The organism is Eubacterium ramulus (assembly GCF_045002895.1).
GTDB classification, from domain to species: Bacteria; Bacillota; Clostridia; order Lachnospirales; family Lachnospiraceae; genus Eubacterium_I; species Eubacterium_I ramulus.
Genome location: NZ_CP173382.1, coordinates 781766 through 804371 on the forward strand (window position 1 = coordinate 781766; position 22606 = coordinate 804371).

The 22606-nt window shown below is 43.0% G+C and carries 20 protein-coding genes; 17 read left to right on the forward strand and 3 right to left on the reverse strand.

Translation table 11 applies throughout. The features are described 5' to 3' along the window. Positions 1–31: 31 nt before the first annotated feature. Both ACIRUQ_RS03540 and srtB read left to right on the forward strand, forming a co-directional pair. Positions 32–1525, forward strand: coding sequence for a L,D-transpeptidase family protein (locus ACIRUQ_RS03540; RefSeq protein WP_055289727.1), 1494 nt, complete (start codon positions 32–34; stop codon positions 1523–1525). Between the two features lie 63 nt (positions 1526–1588). Next, the gene (gene srtB, locus ACIRUQ_RS03545) at positions 1589–2359 is read left to right on the forward strand and encodes a class B sortase (RefSeq protein WP_021737932.1); all 771 of its coding nucleotides are present in this window, start codon (positions 1589–1591) and stop codon (positions 2357–2359) included. 73 nt (positions 2360–2432) lie between these two features. On the opposite strand, the gene sigG is transcribed toward srtB, so the two are convergent. After that, a complete protein-coding gene (gene sigG, locus ACIRUQ_RS03550) occupies positions 2433–3215 on the reverse strand; it encodes an RNA polymerase sporulation sigma factor SigG (RefSeq protein ID WP_022036543.1) in 783 nt (260 codons plus the stop codon). A 275-nt stretch (positions 3216–3490) separates the two neighbouring features. Between sigG and argS the strand changes: the two genes are divergently transcribed. Continuing rightward, complete coding sequence (argS, locus tag ACIRUQ_RS03555; protein WP_022036544.1) at positions 3491–5257, forward strand: arginine--tRNA ligase; 1767 nt, start codon at positions 3491–3493, stop codon at positions 5255–5257. Positions 5258–5520: 263 nt separating this feature from the next. On the opposite strand, the gene ACIRUQ_RS03560 is transcribed toward argS, so the two are convergent. Then, the gene (locus tag ACIRUQ_RS03560) at positions 5521–6159 is read right to left on the reverse strand and encodes a lactate utilization protein (protein WP_021737928.1); all 639 of its coding nucleotides are present in this window, start codon (positions 6157–6159) and stop codon (positions 5521–5523) included. 435 nt (positions 6160–6594) lie between these two features. On the opposite strand from ACIRUQ_RS03560, the gene ACIRUQ_RS03565 reads away from it, so the two are divergent. The 6 genes from ACIRUQ_RS03565 (at position 6595) to ACIRUQ_RS03590 (ending at position 13997) form a co-directional block, all read left to right on the forward strand. Next, the gene (locus tag ACIRUQ_RS03565) at positions 6595–8286 is read left to right on the forward strand and encodes an ABC transporter ATP-binding protein (RefSeq protein WP_404856531.1); all 1692 of its coding nucleotides are present in this window, start codon (positions 6595–6597) and stop codon (positions 8284–8286) included. A gap of 115 nt (positions 8287–8401) precedes the next feature. After that, positions 8402–9502: a CobW family GTP-binding protein gene (locus ACIRUQ_RS03570; RefSeq protein WP_055289731.1), complete on the forward strand. Its 1101-nt coding sequence runs from the start codon at positions 8402–8404 to the stop codon at positions 9500–9502. A 223-nt stretch (positions 9503–9725) separates the two neighbouring features. Next, positions 9726–10670, forward strand: a complete 945-nt coding sequence (locus tag ACIRUQ_RS03575) for a GTP-binding protein (RefSeq protein ID WP_021737924.1) — start codon at positions 9726–9728, stop codon at positions 10668–10670. 501 nt (positions 10671–11171) lie between these two features. Further along, entirely contained in the window at positions 11172–12239 is a 1068-nt protein-coding gene (locus ACIRUQ_RS03580) for an ABC transporter substrate-binding protein (RefSeq protein WP_022035150.1), read from the forward strand. A 25-nt stretch (positions 12240–12264) separates the two neighbouring features. After that, complete coding sequence (locus tag ACIRUQ_RS03585) at positions 12265–13197, forward strand: ABC transporter permease (protein ID WP_055289733.1); 933 nt, start codon at positions 12265–12267, stop codon at positions 13195–13197. Further along, positions 13197–13997 carry an ABC transporter ATP-binding protein gene (locus ACIRUQ_RS03590; RefSeq protein ID WP_021737921.1) on the forward strand — a complete coding sequence of 267 codons (801 nt, stop codon included), beginning with the start codon at positions 13197–13199 and terminating at the stop codon, positions 13995–13997. Before ACIRUQ_RS03585 ends, ACIRUQ_RS03590 begins: the two co-directional genes overlap by 1 nt. Positions 13998–14124: 127 nt before the next feature. On the opposite strand, the gene ACIRUQ_RS03595 is transcribed toward ACIRUQ_RS03590, so the two are convergent. Continuing rightward, positions 14125–14484 (reverse strand): cupin domain-containing protein, encoded by a 360-nt coding sequence (locus tag ACIRUQ_RS03595; protein ID WP_022035830.1) that lies wholly within the window; start codon positions 14482–14484, stop codon positions 14125–14127. Positions 14485–14808: 324 nt separating this feature from the next. Between ACIRUQ_RS03595 and ACIRUQ_RS03600 the strand changes: the two genes are divergently transcribed. The 8 genes from ACIRUQ_RS03600 to buk all read left to right on the forward strand — a co-directional run bounded on the left by ACIRUQ_RS03600 (position 14809) and on the right by buk (position 22269). After that, positions 14809–15603 carry an SDR family NAD(P)-dependent oxidoreductase gene (locus ACIRUQ_RS03600; protein WP_021737919.1) on the forward strand — a complete coding sequence of 265 codons (795 nt, stop codon included), beginning with the start codon at positions 14809–14811 and terminating at the stop codon, positions 15601–15603. Between the two features lie 138 nt (positions 15604–15741). After that, complete coding sequence (locus tag ACIRUQ_RS03605; RefSeq protein ID WP_021737918.1) at positions 15742–16689, forward strand: 3-hydroxyacyl-CoA dehydrogenase family protein; 948 nt, start codon at positions 15742–15744, stop codon at positions 16687–16689. 73 nt (positions 16690–16762) lie between these two features. Beyond that, positions 16763–17773: a cyclase family protein gene (locus ACIRUQ_RS03610; RefSeq protein WP_021737917.1), complete on the forward strand. Its 1011-nt coding sequence runs from the start codon at positions 16763–16765 to the stop codon at positions 17771–17773. 162 nt (positions 17774–17935) lie between these two features. After that, positions 17936–18799: a 3-keto-5-aminohexanoate cleavage protein gene (locus ACIRUQ_RS03615; RefSeq protein WP_021737916.1), complete on the forward strand. Its 864-nt coding sequence runs from the start codon at positions 17936–17938 to the stop codon at positions 18797–18799. A gap of 14 nt (positions 18800–18813) precedes the next feature. Next, positions 18814–19002 (forward strand): hypothetical protein, encoded by a 189-nt coding sequence (locus ACIRUQ_RS03620; protein ID WP_021737915.1) that lies wholly within the window; start codon positions 18814–18816, stop codon positions 19000–19002. Between the two features lie 167 nt (positions 19003–19169). Then, positions 19170–19847, forward strand: coding sequence for a GntR family transcriptional regulator (locus tag ACIRUQ_RS03625; RefSeq protein ID WP_022035829.1), 678 nt, complete (start codon positions 19170–19172; stop codon positions 19845–19847). Positions 19848–20261: 414 nt separating this feature from the next. Beyond that, positions 20262–21182, forward strand: a complete 921-nt coding sequence (locus tag ACIRUQ_RS03630; RefSeq protein ID WP_055289736.1) for a bifunctional enoyl-CoA hydratase/phosphate acetyltransferase — start codon at positions 20262–20264, stop codon at positions 21180–21182. Positions 21183–21192: 10 nt separating this feature from the next. Next, on the forward strand, positions 21193–22269 hold the full coding sequence (buk, locus tag ACIRUQ_RS03635; RefSeq protein ID WP_044962586.1) for a butyrate kinase: 1077 nt from the start codon (positions 21193–21195) through the stop codon (positions 22267–22269). Positions 22270–22606 lie beyond the last annotated feature (337 nt).

A 22606-nucleotide genomic window follows, 5' to 3' on the forward strand; every position in this document is an offset into this window, starting at 1 on the left:
ACAATTTTATTAATTTTTCCGGGAAAGGTTGATGAAAAATAAAAATGCGTTAAAATATGAGATGACTGACTGGAAACAGCTGCAAATACGGAAACAAAATACAAAGGAAGTAATAAGTGTGCAAAAGACAAAGTTAAGACAGGAATTAAAACGACAGCGGATTGGACAGAAACGATTTCGAAAAATTGTATATGTGGTCATCGCAGTGTTGGCTGTTCTGTATATCACAGGTACAATTTATTACAGCAGACATTTTTATGCCGGGGGAACAGCCTTTGGTATTTCTTTGCGGAATGAAAGCATAGACAGTATTAAAGAAAAGATTGCGGAAAAAATGAATGCTTATCATCTGACAATTACAACCCGCGACGGAGATGAGACGATTGATGCTTCTTCTATTGATCTGAAATATGATGATCAGGGAGAACTGGAAGCATTGTTTGAAAAGCAGAAAGCATTTCTGTGGTTTTTGATGGGAGCAACTGCCAAGGAAGATATTCCTCTCGGGATTACCATGGATGAGCAGAAGCTGGATGATACCATAGCGGCGTTATCCTGCATACAGGAAGAGACTATGAGCGCTCCCACAGATGCACATCTGGAATACAAAGATGGAAAGTTTCAGATTGCGGAGGAACAGCTCGGTAATCAGTTGGATATACAGAAAGCGGATCGTGCCATTGACACAGCAATCAAAGAGGGACTGGAGCAGGTATCACTGGAAGAACAGGACTGTTATATTGCACCCAAGGTATACAAAGAGGATGAAAAGCTGAAGAAGGAGTGCGAAGATGCCAATAAAATGCTGGTGGCAAAGATCACGTATGATTTCGGAGATCGTAAGGAAGTAGTAGACAGTGATGAGATTGCAGACTGGATCACCTTTGGGGATGATTATACATTTGATCTGGATGAGGAAAAAATCACTGAATATGTGCATCAGCTTGGATTAAAATATGATACATTTGGTCTGAGCAGAAAGTTTACAACACATGATGGCCAGACGATCACTTTAAAAGGCGGGGATTACGGCTGGTGTATCAATAAGAAAAAAACGGTTGCCCAGTTAAAAGAACTGGTGCTGGCAGGTGAGACTACAACGGTGGAGCCGGTATATCTGTACACGGGTGTCTGCCGTGATACCAACGATCTCGGTTCTACCTACATTGAAGTCAGCATCGCAGCTCAGACAATGTGGCTGTATAAAGACGGACAGTGCATTGTATCCACACCGGTGGTAACCGGAAATGTGTCTGCAGGACACAGCACACCATCCGGCAGTGTATGGGCGATTGATGCACGGATGAGAGACTATACGCTGACGGGACAGGATTACAATTCAGAAGTGTCTTTCTGGCTGCCGTTTAACGGAGATGTTGGTATCCATGATGCATCCTGGAGATCAGAATTTGGCGGATCTATCTACAAGACCCGTGGATCACATGGCTGTGTCAATACACCATACAGTGCGATGAAGACTATTTATGAAAATGTGAAGATCGGATATCCGGTTGTGGTATATTAACGAAATTTTGTGTTTTACCCGGGCAAATCTGTCCGGGTAAAATATTAGAATGAGGAGAAGAGCATGGAAGAGAAAAAGAAGAAAAAAAGGCATCCGGTGACGCTGGTGATCCTTATCATTGCACTGGCAGTGATGATTTTTTCAATCGTAAAACTGGCTGGCATTCAGAAGGATTACAAGGAATCAGAAAAGACATTCCAGACACTGGAATCTGAATATGTGGTGCATCCGGATGGCGCCGGGGCACTTTGGCAGGACGGAACCCGCATTCAGTTTGAGGCATTGCGCAAGGAAAATCCGGATATTATGGCATGGCTGCGTTTCGATAATTATAACGATGTCCACATCAGTTATCCGGTGTTGTATTCCGGAGATGATGAAACGTATCTGCGCAGTGACATCTATGGAAATTATCATATTGCCGGATGTATTTTCCTGGAAGGAATGAATCAGCCGGATTTTTCTGATTATCATTCCATTATTTACGGTCATAATATGCGGAATACGACCATGTTCGGAGATCTGAAACGTTATAAAAATGACGAAGGGTTTTATGAAAATAACCAGTATTTTAATATTTATACGGACACGCAGGTGCTGCGGTATCAGATTTTTTCCTACTATGACGTGGAGCAGGACGATGAGGTCTACACCGTTGGTTATGGACCGGATGATACCTGGCAGGCTATGATCGACCGTATGGTGACTTCTTCCATGAAAGATACCGGAATCCATCCGACAAAAGAAGATAAGATCGTGACATTGTCCACATGCACCAGCAGCGGAGAGACGAAGCGCTTTGTGGTGCATGGGGTCTTGGTGAATGCAAATTAAAACCTTACTCTCGCAGCAAGAATGCCGAGGGCATTCTTGAACGAAATCGATGTGACTACGTTAGCGTTGTTCATTACGTTACTGTAAGGTAGTTTCGCATGGTTTTGAGGGCAGATTTTTCCAGACGACTGACCTGTGCCTGGGAAATATGGATTTCATCTGCTACCTCCATCTGGGTTTTTCCTTCAAAAAAACGCAGCTGTATAATGTGGTTTTCCCGCTTATTCAGCCGTTTCATTGCATCGCTGAGTGAGAGTTTTTCCACCCAGCGATCTTCTTTATTTTTCTTATCACTGATCTGATCCATAACATAGAGTGGTTCGCCGCCGTCCGTGTAAATGGGATCATAGAGACTGACCGGTGTCTGGATGCCATCCAGTGCGTATGCAATCTCTTCTTTTGGAATCTGGATCTCAGCAGCTATTTCATCCAGTGTCGGTTCCTGGTTGTTATTGCGGATCATCAGTTCCCGCGCATGGATGGCTTTGTAGGCAATATCCCGCAGGGAACGGCTGACCCGGACACTGCTGTTGTCCCTGAGGTAGCGCCGGATTTCTCCGATGATCATGGGTACAGCATAGGTGGAAAATTTTACATCCAGGCTGGGATCGAAGTTATCGATGGATTTGATCAGACCAATGCAGCCAATCTGAAACAGATCATCCACATTTTCATTGGAAGCGGAAAAGCGCCGGATGACACTGAGAACCAGACGGAGATTCCCGCGGATGTAAGTTTCCCGGGCTGTCAGATCCCCGTTTTTGATGCGTACAAAGAGATCCTTTTTCTCAGATTCTTTTAAAATGGGAAGTGTGGATGTATTCACACCGCAGATTTCTACTTTATATGATGCCATATTGTTTTGCCTCCGGATTAATTTAAAAAGATTACGGATATACATGTAAAACGGACATTCGCAATCCGCTTTCGCTATCTGCCCATGAACGCAGTTGCTTTGTGATCTGCGTTCAAAATGTATTAGAAAGCATGTACAGATTTGCCGTAAATATGCGTAGAAATCAGTGTTGACAAAAAATAACAGAGTGCGGAAGATCAGCGTTGCACAACCATGAAAATAATGTTAAAATAAAACTAATTGTCAATTAGAAAGATTGAAACCGGGAGGTACACATGAAAAAATTATTAGATAATATTACCGCTGAGGTAACAAAAGCTTTTGTGGAAGCCGGATATGAAGAAAAATTCGGTAAAGTGACACTGTCAAACAGACCGGATCTGTGTGAGTTTCAGTGTAACGGAGCTATGGCTGCCGCAAAACAGTATAAAAAAGCACCATTTATGATCGCAGATGACGTGGCAGCACGTTTGCAGGGGCAGGAGATGTTTGCATCCGTAGAATCTGTCAAACCGGGATTCCTGAATCTGAAATTATCTGAGGAGTATCTGGCAGAGTATCTTCGTGAGATGCAGGCAGATGAGCGTTACGGTTGCGAGAAGACTGCCGAGCCAAAGACGATCATCGTGGATTACGGCGGAGCCAATGTGGCAAAACCATTGCATGTGGGACATCTTCGTTCCGCTGTTATCGGTGAGAGTGTAAAGCGTATGAGCCGTTATATCGGTCATAATGTGATTGGTGATGTACATCTGGGAGACTGGGGTCTGCAGATGGGACTGATCATCACAGAACTTCATGAACGGAAGCCGGAGCTGGTATATTTTGATGAGGCTTATGAAGGCGAGTATCCGGAAGAAGCACCGTTTACCATTTCCGAGCTGGAGGAGATTTACCCGACAGCAAGTGGAAAATCAAAAGAAGATGCCGCTTATAAAGAGGCAGCTATGCAGGCGACTTTTGAACTTCAGAAGGGCAGAAGAGGATATATCGCTCTTTGGAAACACATTTTATCCGTATCCATTGCTGACCTGAAAAAGAACTATGACAGTCTGAACGTATCCTTTGATCTCTGGAAAGGAGAGTCCGATGCGGATCCGTATATCGCACCGATGGCAGAGCAGATGAAGAAAGACGGATTTGCTTATATGAGCGAGGGCGCACTGGTAGTAGATGTCAGCGAGGAGCGTGATGCAAAAGAAATTCCGCCGTGCATGATCTTAAAATCCGACGGTGCCTCTCTCTATACAACGACAGATCTGGCTACCATTGTATGGCGTATGAAAGATTACCATCCGGACCAGATGGTATATCTGGCAGACAAGCGTCAGGAACTTCATTTTGTACAGGTATTCCGCTGTGCGAAAAAAACCGGTCTGGTAGATGACAGCACAGAACTGAAATTCATCGGATTTGGTACTATGAATGGAAAGGATGGCAAACCGTTCAAAACCCGTGAAGGTGGTGTTATGCGTCTGGAAAAACTGGTGGGTGACATTCAGAACGAGATGTACCAGAAGATTTCCGAGAACAATACGATGGAAAAAGAAGATGCAGAGAAGACCGCAAAGCAGGTTGCATTATCTGCCATCAAATACGGAGATTTATCCAATCAGGCTTCCAAAGACTATATCTTTGATATTGACCGCTTTATTTCCTTTGAAGGAAATACCGGCCCATATATCCTGTATACCATCGTGCGTATCAAATCTATTTTGAAAAAATATGCACAGAGTGGCAAGAGTGCAGCAGATTACACCATTCAGGCAGCACATTCTGCCAGTGAGAAGAATCTGATGCTGGAACTGGCCCGCTTCAACGAAGTAATGACAAATGCGGCAGAAGAGCTTGCACCGCATAAAATTTGTGCTTATATTTACAGCCTTGCAAATGCCCTGAATCATTTCTATCATGAGACAAAAATCATGGTGGAAGAGGATGCGGCTGTACAGGCAGGGTATATTCGCCTGTTAGAACTGACCAGAGATGTTCTGGAGACATGTATCGATGTTCTTGGCTTTGATGCACCGGAGAAAATGTAAACGTAATCATACAGAAAACCCATGCCAATCATTTGTTGCATAAATGATTGGCATGGGTTTTTATCTCAGTCGAGAAGACTCCCACTTCTACAAGTGGAGAGTAATAACAAGTCTTTCTCAGTGGGAGTACAATCTCCGACTGAGATAAACGCTCCGCGAGGATGTGCAGTGATTCTGAGAAGAATATGTCAGCTTTCGCTGACCAGAATCACGCACCAAGTCTCACGTGCGTTCGACTTGAAAATGCGCATTCGTAAATGCGTTTAGTAACCAAGTTCTTCTCCGACCAGGATCAGTTTGATACGTCCTTTGATGGCACTTCTTCGGGTAATAACAGTATGGCTGCAGATGCATCCTTCCGCAAAGCAGTCATGGCAGCTTCCGGTCAGTGCGCAGGGGGTCTTGCGGTCAAGACGAATGGCATTTGGAGGAGAAGCGATATTTTTTACTCTGGATTCAGCTTCTTCCAGCGTGGCAGCGACTTTGTTCATGCCGGCAATAATAATAACATTTTCCGGCCCGTAGATTAAAGCAGCTACGCGGTTTCCGGTACCGTCGGTATTGACAAGCTGACCGTCTAATGTGATGGCATTGGTGCTCATAAAATAGTAGTCACAGGATAATGCCTTGTGATAGATTTCTTTTACTTCCTCCGGGGAACAGGCTTTGGAGCGATCCAGCAATGTGATATCGGTGCGTTTCTGCAGGGCATCCATCAGGCCACATTCGTTCATGGTCATGGAGCCTCCAAAGGATACACTGGAACCCGGTGTTACATAAGAAAGAGCTTTTTTGACTGCTTTTTCGCTGGTTTCACAGTAGCATCCCTCATAGCCGCGCTGCTCAATGTTTTTTAGAATCGTTTCTGCGGCAACTTTATAATATTCCTGTTTTGGTGTCATAAAAAGAACCTCCTTGTTAAAATGTTGCAACAATTTGCAGATGACACCTGTAGAGGTGAAGTCATCTCATATCTGATATAGTGCATCAATCTGGTAAGAAAGTCAAGTGCAGTGCCCAATGTCCGGTAAACCGTAACGAAAAATAAAAAAGCGTAAAGAAAGAAGAATAAATGCTTTACACCAACATGGTTTGACTTTTTTTGCAAGAGTGTATATATTAGATAACAGTGCATTCACCGTATGGATTCAGACCGTGATCCTGAGAAGAATCTGTCAGCTTACATTGACCGGAATCACGCGCTAAGTCTCACGTGCGTTCATGAGCAAGTAGCGAAAGCGGATTGCGAATGTCCGCTTTATTTTATATCAAACATCATAAGGGGAAAATACATGAGGAAAAATTTAAAAAAACTGTTCTCATATTATAAGCCATATATGGGAATTTTTGTTGCGGATATGTTTTTTGCGTTCGGGGCGGCAGCGGTATCTCTGGTGATTCCGCTGGTAGTACGTTACATTACATCAGAGGTGGTATACTGGGGAAGCAGCCAGGCACTGCATACGATTGTGCAATTGGGTGTATTCATGCTGGTACTGATCGCGGCCCAGTGTTATTGCAATTATTTTATTTCAAATTACGGGCATGTCATGGGAGCCAGGATCGAATACGATATGCGTGCGGAGATCTTTTCTCATTACCAGAAGCTGTCTTTCCGGTTTTACGATGATCAGAAGGTTGGCCAGCTGATGTCGCGTATTACATCAGATCTGTTTGATATTACAGAGTTGCTGCATCACGGACCGGAAAATATCGTGATTTCATTGATCCGTATCATCGGTGCGTTTGTTATTATGATCAATATCAGCCCGCGACTGACGCTGGCAGCGTTTGCACTGGTGCCGTTCATGCTGGTGTATGCTTATGTGTTTAATAAAAAAATGAAACGTGCGTTCCGTATGAACCGCGTGAAAATCGCAGATATTAACAGTCAGATCGAGGATAATCTGTCCGGCATTCGTGTGGTAAAATCTTTTGCGAATGAAGAAATTGAGAATGAAAAATTTAAAAAAGGAAATGATGGATTTCTGGATGCAAAGAAAAACAGTTATCGTTACATGGGTGGATACAATGCCGGTCTGACGGCATTTACGACAGCCATCACCGTAGTGGTAATGTTATCGGGCGGCGTAATGATAGCTCGTGGAAAAGGAAATATAACCGATCTGATCACGTTTTTGCTGTATATCAATGTCTTTACGGAGCCAATTAAGACACTGATTGATTTTACGGAGCAGTTCCAGAATGGCTATTCCGGTTTTGAACGTTTTATGGAAATGATTTCAGTAATTCCTGATATCAAAGATGCACCGGATGCGCAGTCAATGCAGGAGGTGAAGGGGAATATCAGTTTTGAAAATGTGTCCTTTCATTATGCAGACAGTGATCAGATGGTGTTAAATCATGTGAATCTGGATGTTCCGGCAGGGGAGTATGTGGCACTGGTTGGAAGTTCCGGGGCAGGAAAAACCACTCTGTGCAGTCTGATTCCGAGATTCTATGATGTGACAGGCGGTACGATCCGGGTGGACGGACAGGATATCCGTAACATCAAGCTGTCTGATCTGCGAAATCATATCGGAATCGTGCAACAGGATGTGTATCTGTTTGCAGGAACAATTCTGGAAAATATCCGGTATGGCAAACCGGATGCCAGCCGGGAAGAGGTTATCCGGGCGGCAAAAGAAGCCAATGCCCATGAATTTATCATGAATTTTCCGGATGGATATGACACAGATATCGGCCAGCGAGGCGTGAAGTTGTCCGGCGGGCAGAAGCAGCGTCTGTCCATTGCCCGTGTGTTTTTGAAAAATCCGCCGATCCTGATTTTTGATGAGGCCACGTCTGCGCTGGATAACGAGAGTGAGAAGGTGGTGCAGGAATCTCTGGAAATTCTTGCAAAAGGGCGGACAACGTTTGTCATTGCCCATCGTCTGTCTACCATCCGTAATGCCCAGCGTATTCTGGTACTGACAGAAAATGGCATTGAGGAGAGCGGTACCCATGCAGAATTGCTTGCAAAAGGTGGTATTTATCAGAAACTCTGTGAAATGTCAAACCTGTCCTGAGAAAAGTCGGATGTGAGCAGACAGGCGTGTGACACACCTTGACAATTCCTGCATTCAGACTTAAAATAATCTGTCAAAGGGTGGAAATTTATAAATGAAGAAAGGATGATATAAAATGACAAAGATAGATATTATTTCCGGATTCCTCGGAGCCGGTAAAACAACTTTTATTAAAAAAATGCTGGAAGAAGTTTTTTCCGGAGAGAAAGTCGTTCTGGTAGAGAATGAGTATGGTGAAGTCGGTATTGACGGTGGTTTCTTAAAAGATGCAGGGATTGAGATCAAAGAGTTGAATTCCGGTTGTATCTGCTGCTCTCTTGTAGGCGATTTCAATCGCAGCCTGAATGAAGTCATCGAGACTTATCATCCGGATCGTATTCTCATTGAGCCGTCCGGAGTAGGCAAACTTTCTGATGTTATGTCTTCCGTAAAAGATATGGAGAAAGATCACGATGTTAAATTAAACGCATTGGTAACGGTTGTCAATGCAATGAAAGCTTCCAAACAGATGAAAGCATTCGGTGAATTTTTTAATAACCAGATTGCAAATGCAACAACCATCGTTCTGAGCCGTACCCAGAATGCGAAAGAAGAAAAATTAGAGCTTTGTGTAAAAGAAATCCAGGCAGTAAATCCAAAGGCTGCAATCATTACAACTCCTTGGGATGCTATTACCGGTGAGCAGATTCTGAACGTTGTCGAACAGCAGGATTCGCTGATGCAGGAGATGATGAAAGAATACGAAGAACATCATCATGACCACGAGCATGACCATCATCATGACCATGAGCATGAGCATCATCATGAGCATGACCACGACCATCATCACGACCACGACCATCATCATGACCACGACCATGATCACGATCATGACCATGGTGAAGGATGCACCTGTGGATGCCATGACCATGATCATCATCATCACGATCATGATGCAGATGAAGTATTTACAAGTTGGGGCAAAGAGACTCCGCATAAATATACAAAAGAGAAGATCGAGTCTATCCTGAAGATCTTCTGTGATACGGAAGATTACGGCAGCATTCTGCGTGCAAAGGGAATGGTTCCGGCAGAGGATGGTACATGGATCTACTTTGATATGGTTCCGGGTGAGTATGAACTGCGTGACGGTGAGCCGGATTACACCGGACGTCTTTGCGTCATCGGTACGAATATTGATGAGCACAAATTAGAGGAACTGTTTGAACTGAATTAGACATAAGCCGTCGGAGCATTTGAACGCAGAATAAGCAATCCCCCGCTTCAAGTGTGTAGAGCACTAAGCGGTGGATAAGGGGGATGCTTATGTCAGTGGGAGTTAAAAGCTCCCACTGACAGGTCGCAAAGCGGCTGCGTTCATGAGCAAGTAGCAAAAGCGGATTGCGAATGTCCGCTTTACGAAGAAAAAAATATATTAGAAAAGAGAGAAACGAGCAAATATGGATATACCAGTATATTTATTTACCGGTTTTATGGATAGTGGAAAAACTTCCCTGATCACACAGACCCTGCAGGAGAACGATTTCGGTATCGGATCCCGCAGTCTGATCATTGCCTGCGAAGACGGTGATGAAGAATACGATGAAGAAGCACTGGCAAAAAACAAAATTACAGTTGTGGGTGTGGAGTCAGAAGAAGAATTCACAGAAGAATATTTGAAAGATTGTGATGAAACAATCAAACCGGATCAGGTGTTTATCGAGTATAACGGTACCTGGGAAGCAGCGAAGATTCTTGAGATGAAGCTCCCGAAAGGATGGGAGATCGTACAGTCTCTGGCTACCGTGGATGCATCCACTTTTGAGATGTATCTGAATAATATGCGTGCCATGATGATGGAGCAGGTGTTCCATACAGATGTGGTTATATTTAACCGCTGTACCGCGGATACGCCGAAAGCAAAATTCCGCAGAACGATCAAGGCTGTAAACCGTCGTGCACAGATTGTATATGAACGGGAAGACGGAACCATTGATGAGAGCGACGCAGATGAACTTCCATATGATCTGGAACAGGATGTCATCGAGATTACAGATGCAGACTATGGTATCTTTTATCTGGATGTTCAGGATAATCCGCAGAAATATGAAGGAAAGACCGTTCGTTTTCTGGGACTTGTCTACCGTCCGGATAAATTCGGTAAAAAACCGATGATGGTACCGGGACGTTTTGCCATGACCTGTTGTGCAGAGGATATTCAGTTTATCGGTCTGAAATGTAAATATGAGAATGCGATGGAGATTCCGCATAAGTCCTGGGTCTATGTGACTGCACAGATCCACAATGAGTTTGCAAAGGAATATCGGGGAAAAGGACCGGTTCTGTATGCAAAAGAAGTGGTAAAGGCGGAAGAACCGGAAGACAGTCTCGTATACTTCACATAAAATGTGAGAAAAATCAGAAAACTGATTGACAAAATTTCAAGAATGTAATAGACTAAAGCACATATAAGAAAACAAATTGAAACCGTTGAAGAAGAGTAGTAAGCTGGAGACAGAAATGTCGAACTGATTTTCAGAGAGTTGCCGTTGGTGTGAGTGCAGCATGAGGAGAAAGCTGAATGGACTTTTGAGGGCTTCCTGAAATTGATTTGAGAGTAGGGGATGCCGGGATCCGAACCCGTTATCAAGTCGGTATGTATGAATGCGTACATAACAGAGTGGGCGTTACGTCAATTTGAGTGGTACCGCGATAATAACAAGTTTATTACCGTCTCAGGATAAGTTTATCTTGAGGCGGTTTTTTGTTATATTCAGAGCCAAGCAGATTTGACCGAACTGTTTTTGGGAGGGATACTTCTTGAACAGGGTTCAAGAAGGGCATGTGAGCCACATCGAGATGGCTGGCTCTGAATAAACAATATGAAAGAAGAGGAGAGTAAAAAGATGAAAAAGAGAATTTTGGCAATGGTACTTGGATGTGCAATGGCAGCAACTGTTTTAGCAGGCTGTGGTGGTCAGTCTACTGACCAGAAAGATGCAGGAAAAAACACATCTGCAACAGAAGAGGCAGCAGATGGAAAAGTGTACAAAGTAGGTATTGTACAGTATGTAGATGATGCATCCTTAAATCAGATCGTAAAAGCGGTCAAAGAAGAGCTGGATGCAAAAGGAAAAGAACTTGGTGTGACATTTGATTACGATGGCCACACATATAACGGTCAGGCAGATGCAACCGTCATGAACCAGATTGCAAGCGACCTGATCAATGACGGTGTAGATGCTATCGTTCCGGTTGCAACACCGGTTGCAATGGTAATGCAGGCGGCAACAGAAGAGACACAGACACCGGTTGTATTTTCAGCAGTATCTGATCCGGTTATCACAGGACTGGTAGACAGTATGGAAAAACCGGGCAGCAATATCACAGGTACTTCAGATATGCTTGACACAGAAGCAATTCTTGATCTGATGCTGGCAGCTCAGCCGGATATCAAGAAAGTTGGTCTGTTATATGACAAAGGACAGGATGCTTCTACACAGCCGATTGCAGATGCAAAAAAATATCTGGAAGCCAAAGGAATTGAATGTGTGGAGAAAACAGGAACAACAAACGATGAGATTTCCCTTGGTGCGGATGCACTGATTGCAGCAGGTTGTGAAGCAGTATTTACACCGACCGACAATACTGTTATGACAGCAGAACTTGCTATTTTTGAAAAATTCCAGGATGCAAAAGTTCCACAGTACTGCGGCGCTGATTCCTTCGCATTAAACGGTGCATTCTGCGGATATGGTGTAAATTATGAGGAACTTGGAAAGGCAACTGCCGACATGGTAGTGGATATTCTGGTAAATGGTGCTGACCCGGCAACAACTCCGGTACAGACTATGAACAATGGTATTGCAACCATCAATACAGACACAGCAGCAAAACTTGGTCTGGATTACAGCATGTTTGCTGATATGTGTGAGCAGGTAAAAGAAACTACAACTGCTCAGGAATTCAAATAAAATAAAAGCAGGAGTATCAATCATTATGTTGTCATCAATTTTTACTGTTTCACTGGCACAGAGTGCCATTGAACTGGGATGTATCTATGCGCTGGTTGCGCTGGCGCTGTTTGTATCATTTTCGATTTTAAATATTGCAGATCTTTCCACGGATGGCTGTTTTACTCTCGGCTGTGCAGTCTGCGCTATGGTAACTTTACAGGGACATCCGTTTCTGGGACTGCTGGCTGCGATGGGAGCCGGTGTGGCATCCGGATTTGTGACTGCATTCCTACAGACCCGCCTTGGAGTGGAATCTATTCTTGCGGGTATTATCGTAAATACGGGATTGTACACCATCAATATTGCAGTCATGGGATTTTCTTCCACCATCAACCTGTTTGCCAGCAAAACTATTTTCACGATGGCAAAAGAAGCCATTGGTGGCAACTGGTATGAGATTATTGCAATTCTTATTATCATTGTGATCGTTGCAATCGTGTTGATTCTGTTTCTGGGAACCCGGCTTGGATTATCCATCCGGGCAACCGGCGACAACCCGTTTATGGTGCGGGCTTCTTCTATCAGTCCGATCTTTACGATTACCGTCGGTCTGTGCGTGGCAAATGCCATGACGGGTCTGTCCGGCGGACTGCTGGCCCAGTATCAGCGTTCCTGTGATATCAACATCGGAACCGGCCAGGTGACGATCGCGCTGGCCAGCCTGATCATTGGTGAGACGCTGGTTGGGAAAGGAAGTGTGGCGAAACGGATTTTTGGTGTTATCCTGGGAAGTTGTCTGTATCGTTTTATCGTGGCTATCGCATTACGGTTTAATGTGCCGGCAGAGTGCCTGAAACTAGTATCTTCCATTATTGTCGCAGTGGCAATTTCTCTGCCGTATCTGAGACAGAAAGCTGCATTTATGAAAACGAAACGTGTGGCAATGGCAAAAAGAAAACAGGGAGGGAATCTGTAATGCTTCAATTAATTGATGTATCCAAGACATTCAATCCGGGAACGGTAAATGAGAAGAAAGCATTGTCCCATCTGAATCTGGAACTGCAGGACGGTGATTTTGCAACTATTATCGGAAGCAATGGTGCCGGAAAATCAACGATGTTCAATGCAATCTGCGGAACATTTTTTGCGGACGAAGGAGCAGTGATCCTGGATGGAACGGACATTACCTATGAAAAAGAATACAAACGGAGTAAATACATCGGTCACCTGTTCCAGGATCCGATGAAAGGAACGGCTCCGAATATGAGTATTGAGGAAAATCTGGCTCTGGCTTACCTGCGGGCTTCCGCTGTAAAAGGCAAATTTTTCAGCCGGATTTCCCAGAAAGAAAAGCAAATGTTCCGTGAAAAACTGGCACTGCTGGATATGGGATTGGAAGATCGTATGAAAAATCCGGTGGGACTGTTATCCGGAGGACAACGGCAGGCCCTGACACTTCTGATGGCGACGGTGGTTACTCCGAAGATCCTGCTTCTGGATGAACATACCGCAGCGTTGGATCCGGCTACCGCAGAGAAAGTGCTGAATCTGACAAAACGGATCGTGGCAGAAAACAAGATCACCTGCCTGATGATCACTCACAATATGCAGTCAGCGCTGGAACTTGGAAATCGTACGTTGATGATGAATTCCGGTGAGATCGTACTGGATATCAAAGATGAGGAGCGGAAAGGTCTGACGGTAGCCGACCTTCTGGAAAAATTCAAAGAGGGTGTTGGTGCACAGTTGGACAACGACCGGATCTTGTTATCCTGATCTGTCATGGAAAAAAGAAGACACAGAACATATGATATGACAACATAACGAATGATAGAAAAAGAACCCGGATCTCATTGATCCGGGTTCTTTTTCTATCATTCGTTTTATTCAGACTGGAATAAGATTATTTAGCAGCTTCCGGTAAAAGAACTACTAACATCTGAGCGGTTGTTGTACCGATATTTGTAACGCATTTTTTGGAGTGTGGAGCGATATGTACGCTGTCACCTGCTTCCAGAACTGTCTCAACACCGTCATCGCCTTTGAATAACATGGTTCCTTCAACAATGTAGTAGATAGACTCCATAGCGTTGTCTCCGAATTCTGTGCCGCCGCCACTTGGAAGGAAGTGAGAAAGACCGTTGATCAGTCTTCCGCCATCGATATCCTGCGGATCATGAAGTCTGCATAATTTGCACTCTTTGTGTCCCGGTGCCTCGTAAGTATAATAAGCATCTTTTTTAGTAATTTTGTAGCCAGCCATAGTATAAGACCTTCCTTTCTTTTCTGACATTTTTTACAAACATAAGTATACAACCAGTATAAGGAAAAATCAACAATTTCTTCATAAAAAAACAAAAAAATGTTGGTGATAATGTACAAAAAGGAAACTGAATTACCGTACAGTAACTTGATTACAATATTGTATGTATTGCATAAAAAAGGGACATGAACTATACTGAAGCTGATGAAAATGACGAATGGGAAAACGTCGGATTCATTCAAGATATCTCATTTCGGATGTCATAGATCGACAACCGGAATCAAGAATAAAACACAATGTAAATTTTAAGGAGGACTTTGGGAAATGGTAAGTTTAAAAAAAGACTTTGTCGACAACATGTTTTCTGTAGAAGGTAAAGTTGCATTAGTAACAGGTGCAACAGGAGCATTAGGAAAAGTTCTTGCAAAAGCATATGGTTACGCAGGAGCAAAAGTTATGATGACCGGACGTAATGCTGCTAAATTACAGGAACTTGAGGCTGAGTTTAAAGCAGAGGATATCGAGTGTGCATATTATGCAGCAGATCCTGCAAAAGAAGAAGATGTTGCAGCTTTAATGAAAGCTACCGTTGAAAAATATGGTGAGATCAATATCCTTGCTGTTTGCCACGGATTCAACAAACCTCAGAATATTTTAGAGCAGTCTGTAGCTGACTGGCAGTACATTATGGATGCTGACTGCAAATCTGTATACGTTGTATGCAAATACGTTGCAGAGCAGATGGTTGCTCAGGGCAAAGGCGGAAAGATGGTAGTTGTTACATCTCAGCGTTCCAAACGCGGTATGGCTGGATACACAGGATACTGTACATCCAAAGGTGGAGCAGATCTTATGGTTTCTTCCATGGCTTGTGACCTTTCTGCTAAATACGGCATCAATGTAAACTCTCTTTGCCCGACTGTATTCCGCAGTGAGCTGACAGAGTGGATGTTTGATCCGGAATCAGCAGTATACCAGAACTTCATGAAACGTGAGCCGATCGGACGTCTGGCTGAGCCGGAAGATTTCGTTGGATATGCAATCTTCCTTTCATCCGATGCTTCCAACTATATCACAGGCGCTAACTGCGACTGCAGCGGCGGTTACTTAACCTGCTAATCATTATCCTCTGATAATGAAAAAAGGTCATGTGATGTGGCGGCAAAAACCATGATTGCAGACTTATTACAAAAAATATGGAATCCTGACATTAGTCGGGATTCCGGTAAATGATGAATAAGACGGAGATGCAAAATAATGAGTAAAATTAAGAATTTCTTAGTATGCGGCGGCGGAATGATGGGAAGCGCTATCGCTCAGATCCTTGCAGGACTTGATGATGCAAAGGTTACTGTATATGATGTTTTCCCGGTTGATGTTGAGGCTAAAGTCCGCAACAATATGAAACTTCTTGTTGAAAAAGAAATCGTTACAGAGGCAGATGTAGACAAGATCGTTTCCAAAATCAGCTTTACACAGGATCTGAACGACGAAGGTGTTAAAAATGCACAGATGGTTGTTGAATGTGTATTAGAAGAGATGGAGATGAAACAGAATCTGTTCGCACAGTTAGAGGATTATGTGGCAGATGACTGTATCTTCTGTACAAATACATCCGTTATGAGCCCGACAGAGATTTCTGCAAAATGTAAACATCGCGAGAGACTTTGCGGTACACATTTCTGGAACCCGGCATTCCTTATTCCGTTGGTAGAAGTTGTTAAAACAGATGCTACCACAGATGAGGTTGCTCAGACAGTGATCGATGTTCTGACAGAGGCTGGAAAGAAACCGGTTCTTTGTAAAAAAGATGTTCCGGGATTCATCGCAAACAGAATGCAGCATGCATTATGGCGCGAGGCTATTTCAATCGTTGAGCGAGGCATTGCGGATGCAAAGACTGTTGATGATGCATGTAAATACAGCTTTGGTCTGAGACTGCCATACTTACCGCCATTAGTAAACTCTGATATGGTAAGCACACAGCTCACATCCAATATCCACAACTATGTATTAAAAGATCTGGAAGACAGACATGATGCTTCTCCATTACTGAAACAGATGCTTGAGGAAGGCAAAAATGGTTTCCGTGCAGAGAAAGTAGACGGTGTTCATGAAGGATTTATGAAATATACAGATGAGGAAATCGCAGAAATTAACGGTGGTCTGAACGAGTACCTGATCAAAATGCTTTACAATAAATAAAGATCCTTTGTTTATTTGTAGATATACTTATTATGAACCATATTTTTTTTAATAATCTAGGAGGGTTAATAAAATGGCAAAAGTTGTAGTTGATTTATCACATCCATTTAGCGCAGAGATTCCACGTTGGCCGTACTTTGACAAACCGGAGATCGTAGGAGCACATTCCATGGCAAAAGGTGGCGTTCTTACACAGAGAATCACATGTACAATGCATACCGGTACACATTGTGATGCACCGCGTCACGTTATGGAGTATGAGTTTGACGGCAAACGTGCTCGTTACACACATGAGATGCCGGCTGATGCTTATGCTGGACAGGCTATCGTTTTCAAAATTGATATCGAGCCTTGGGGACTGATCACAGACAAACATCTGGATGCATGTATGGAAAAATACGGCTTAAAAGATGGCGATCTGAAAGGAAAAATTCTTTGCATTAACTCCGGAATGCATCGTTACTTCGATGATTCCAAAGCTTACTATCATTACGCAGCAGGTACTGGTGTAGATGCTGGTAAATGGTTTGTAAAACAGGGCGTTAAATGTGTAGCTATGGACGGACAGGCTCTGGATCATCCGCTTCACACAGCTATGGGTAACAACGGTATGACAAGAATGAACCTTCTTGGAGCTACAGGTAAAACAATCGTTGAAGAGTACAAAGAGCTCTTTGGTGAGGAAGCTTACGCTGAGTTTGATAAATTCGAGTACATCCGTATCCATGGTCAGGAAGCATATGACAAGAAATTCGGTGACTTAGAGGCAATTGGTATCTGGGGAACATGGGAGCCATGTCATAAAGAGATGCTTGGTCATGGTATCGTTGGTGTTGAGAACCTTGGTGGTGATCTTGATAAGATCGTTCCGGGTAAATGGTTCGATTTCCACTGCTACCCAATCAGATGGTACATGGGCGATGGTTCTATGGCTCATCCGGTTGCTTATGTTGACGAAGAGAACATTGACCCGACAGTTCCGGACAGAAAATACAAATACTGCGGAACAGGTTACGGTGATGAGGAAGAGTACGGACTTAGCTGCCTGGACTACATTCAGAGACTGTTCAACCGCAACAAATAATTGTTGGTGAGGTTTTAGGAAAATGAAAATAAGCCCATTGCAGAAATGCAGTGGGCTTATTCAAAGACTTGACAACCGTTAAGACATGAAATAAAATCTGATTATAGGGAATGAAATAAGTTTTACATTGTATAAGAAGTAATATTAAGGGAGGAAATTAGAATGGATAACAAAGCATTAAAAAATAAAGTTATTATTACAGCTGCTGTAACAGGCGCATGGCCAAAAAAAGAGAACAATCCGAACGTACCGATGACTCCGCAGGAGATCGCTGATGACGTTTATGCATGCTGGAAAGCAGGTGCTGCAGTAGCGCATCTTCATATGAGAGATGATGAAGGTAACGGAACAATGGATACAGCTAAATTTGAAGAGACTGTAAACCTGATCCATACAAAATATCCGGATTGCGATATCGTATTAAATCTTACAACATCCGGAGATATCCACGCTGATGATGAAATCCGTGTTGCTCACGTTAAAAAATTAAAACCAGAGATGGCTTCCTATGACTGTGGTTCCATGAACTGGTTAAACAGCGGATTATTTTTAAATACACCGAAATTCTTAACAGATTGTGGTCTGTTATTCCAGGAGTTAGGTGTAAAACCGGAGATCGAGGCTTTTGATCCTGGTATGATCGGAAACGCTGCTTACTACATCAAAAAAGGCGTTCTGAAAACACCGGTACACTTCCAGTTCTGCATGGGTTGTGCAAACGGTATTGCCGGTTCTATGAAGAACCTGATCTTCATGAAAGAGACAGCAGATGAATTAGTAGGAAAAGGAAACTACACATGGTCCTGCTTCGGTGTTGGACACAGTGCTATGGAAATGCTTTATGGTGCAGTAGCACTTGGCGGAAATATCCGTGTAGGTATGGAAGATAACGTAATGTATGCAAAAGGACAGCTTGCAGAGAGCAACGTTCAGTTCATCGAGAGAGCAGTTCGTGTGATCAAAGAGTATGGCAAAGAAGTTGCTACACCGGATGAGGCACGTCAGATTCTTGGCTTAGCTAAATAAGGAGACCTTTTCTTATGACCTGGGGAGCTTTATATATGTATTATCACTGCCCGAAATGCGGTATGAAATTTGAGTACGCACTGGACGTTATGACTGAGTTCGGTGATGAGTTCGGTTTCTGCCCGGAGTGTCATGTTATGGGTGTCTATGAAAAAGAAGGTGCCCGTCAGGTAGATGATAATGAATACTTTGAAGTAGAGTAGGAGAGAGACACGATTGAAATCGCAAAGATTTTGATCGTGTTTCTTTTTTTGTGCCATAAATAGTTTGCATTGTATACATTTTTGTGTCATAATATGTTGTACATTTGATATTGTGCAAAATGTGAAATGTGTATTATGCAAAAAGCATTAAGACAGGAGTAAAGAAAATGGCAGTCATTAAAAGGGTATCCCTGGTTGATCAGGTGTATGAAAAGTTAAGGGAGAGAATCGTTCAGTTGAAAATACCGTTTGGAAGTAAACTGAATGTAAGTAAATTGCAGGAGGAGTATGGTGTCAGTTCCACACCGGTGCGTGAGGCACTGAACCGTTTGTTAAACGAGGGGTTAATTGAATTTGAAAATAATGTGGGTGCGAGAGTCATCGATATCACAGAAGAAGATGTCCGTGAAATCCAGGAGATTGCATTTGCGTATCAGATGGTAGCTGCAAGAAATGCATTGCGCAATGGTGATGCACAGCAGATGGCAGATGAGATCGGAAAATATATTGAGGAATATCGTTCTTCCAATGGTGTCATCGAGAGCTGCAGATGCATCCGTAATATTTTGGATGTATTTTACAAAAATTCCAAGAATGAGATGCTGATGACAAAAGTTACTTCCATGACAGGAATGGATGAGATTCTGCATGCATTGTTTGCGATGCCGAGAGAAAAAGGCGGCAGTGGAGAACAGTATCATTCCGGTATCACTTATTTTGAGCAGATTCATGAGGCAGTTGCCAATAAAGACTTCTCTAAGATCTGTGACGGTCTGGAGGCACATCAGCTCTGGTCCAGAGATTATATTTTGAAAAATCTTGAGACGGTGAAAAACAGATTTTAACCGAATCAAGCAAGTCCCCTGCCTCAATTGCGTAAAGCAATAAGCAGTGGGTTGGAACTTGCTTGTATCAGGAGTGGTGCAAGCCACTCCTGATAAGCTGCAAAGCAGCATTCGGTTATGAGCAAGTAGCGAAGCGGATTGCGAATATCCGCTTTACTGAGTATAAATGTTGAGTTTTTTTGTAGTGTAAATTGGAACTGAAGTGAAATTACCGAATCCGTGTCCGCATTCGGTAATTTCATTCAGTTCCTTTAAAAATGAAACAAAAAATCGTGCATAATACAAAATATAAAGTATAACTTGCAAATTTTTATTGCGGTGCAAAAAGAAACATGCTATAATAAAAACCATTGAATGAGAAAAGAGTTTCAACAGAAACTCGGAAATATAAATAAAACGCAGGAGGATTTTGATATGGCAGTTATTAAAAACTTTGATGAGATCGTAGAACGTGTAAAAGGTTTTCCGGAGCCGATGCGTGTAATCGTTGCAGCAGCTCAGGACGAGCATACATTACAGGCAATCAAACATGCACAGGAAGAAGGAATTGCAAAACCTGTTCTGGTTGGAGATAAAGCAGAGATTAATAAAATCTGTGCAGAGATCGGTCTGGTTGTTCCGGAAGAAGATATTTATGATGTTCCGGATGTAGATGAATCTGCAAAACGTGCCGTTGCCCTGATCCATGAGGGAAAAGGTGATTTCCTGATGAAAGGTAAAATGGAGACAGCACAGATCTTAAAACCGGCTGTCAATAAAGAGACAGGTCTCGGAACCGGTCGTGTAATGTCCCACTTTGTATTTGATGAACTTCCACATTATCATAAACTTCTTGTTACTACAGATGGTGGTATGATGACTTATCCGACACTGGAGCAGAAAGCACAGATCATCGAGAATACCGTAGAGACTCTGAAGGCTCTTGGATATGAGAATCCGAAGATTGCAGCAGTTGCAGCTGTAGAGAAAGTGAATCCGAAAATGCCTGAGACAGTAGAAGCACGTGAGTTAAAAGAAATGAACGAGCGCGGCGAGATCAAAGACTGTGTTGTTGAGGGACCGATCTCCCTGGATATTGCTCTGGATAAAGAGTGTGCAGACATCAAAGGTTTTGAAAGCCCGGTTGCAGGCGATGCGGATGTTATCCTTGTTCCGAATATCCAGGTTGGAAATATTCTTGGAAAATCCATCACAATCATTGCACAGGGTAACATGGCAGGCTTTGTAGTTGGTGCTCAGGTACCGATTGTATTCTGCTCCAGAGGATCTTCTGCAAAAGAGAAATTCCTTTCTCTCGCATTAGCAGCAGCAGTAAGTGCCGGCAAAAACAAATAAGGAGACTCACATGGAAAAAATCTTAGTCATGAACCCGGGTTCCACTTCCACAAAAATTGCGGTTTATCAGGATGAGACACCGTTATTTGTAGAAAGTATTGAGCATTCCCAGGATGAGTTAAAGCCTTTTGAAAATATTATTGATCAGTATGAGATGCGAAAAGATCTGATTGTTGCAACCATGGAAAAAAATGGAGTGCACAAAGAAGATCTGACAGCCATTGTATCCCGTGGGGGACTTCTTCCACCGATCAAGGCAGGTGCTTACAGAGTAAATGAAGATATGGTATGGCAACTTACTTATGCACCGCAGAATGAGCATGCATCTAATCTTGGTGCAGTTATTGCCAATGCTATTGCCACAGAGCTTGCTATCCCGGCATACATTTATGATGCGGTAACCGTGGATGAGTTAGAGCCTCTTGCAAAAGTAACCGGTTTACCGGAGATGCAGCGTAAAGGTATGGGACACAATCTGAACATGCGTGCAGCAGCTATGAAATATGCAAAAGAAAACAACAAACCATACCGTGATATTTCTGTAATTGTTGCACATCTGGGTGGCGGAATCACCTTATCCCTGCACCACAAAGGTCAGATTGTTGATATGATCTCTGATGATGAAGGACCTTTCTCACCGGAGCGTGCCGGCGGACTGCCTGCATTCCAGGTGATTGATATGGCTACCCGTGAAGGCATGGGTAAAAAAGCCATGATGAAAAAAGTAAAAACACAGGGTGGTCTTATGGGTTACTTTGGTGTGAATGATACAAGAATCGTTGAAAAAATGATGATGGATGGCGATGAAAAAGCCAAACTTATCTATGATGCAATGATTTTAAATGTGGCAAGAAATATTGCCAAACTTGCTGTTTATGTTGACGGTAAAGTGGACAATATCATTCTGACCGGTGGAATTGCATATTCTGAGTATTTTACCAAAGAAGTTGCAAAACGTGTGGAATTTATCGCACCGGTAATCGTATATGCCGGAGAAAATGAAATGGAATCTCTTGCGCTTGGTGCACTGCGTGTTCAGCGTGGAGAAGAGGAAGCCAAAACATTTACAAAGGTTGTACCACAGTAAAAACCAGAAAAATTGATTCGATTTTTCTGATTCCCAAAATTATACCTATCCGAAGAAAACTCCTGAGAAATCAGGAGTTTTCTTCAATACGTAGAAATATTTCATAAAGCGAATAGTCATTCATAGAAATGGAAAAGTATACGAAGCAGAGATGTGTAGATGTGCAGTGATTCTGAGAAGAATATGTCAGCTTTCGCTGACCAGAATCACGCACCAAATCTCACGTGCGTTCGACTTGAATATAAAGCAAAAGTGTATCATTTGTATACATATCGTTTAAAAATTATCAATATTTTATGCGAAAAAATGCATAATTATTAGATAGTGAGTGATGTAT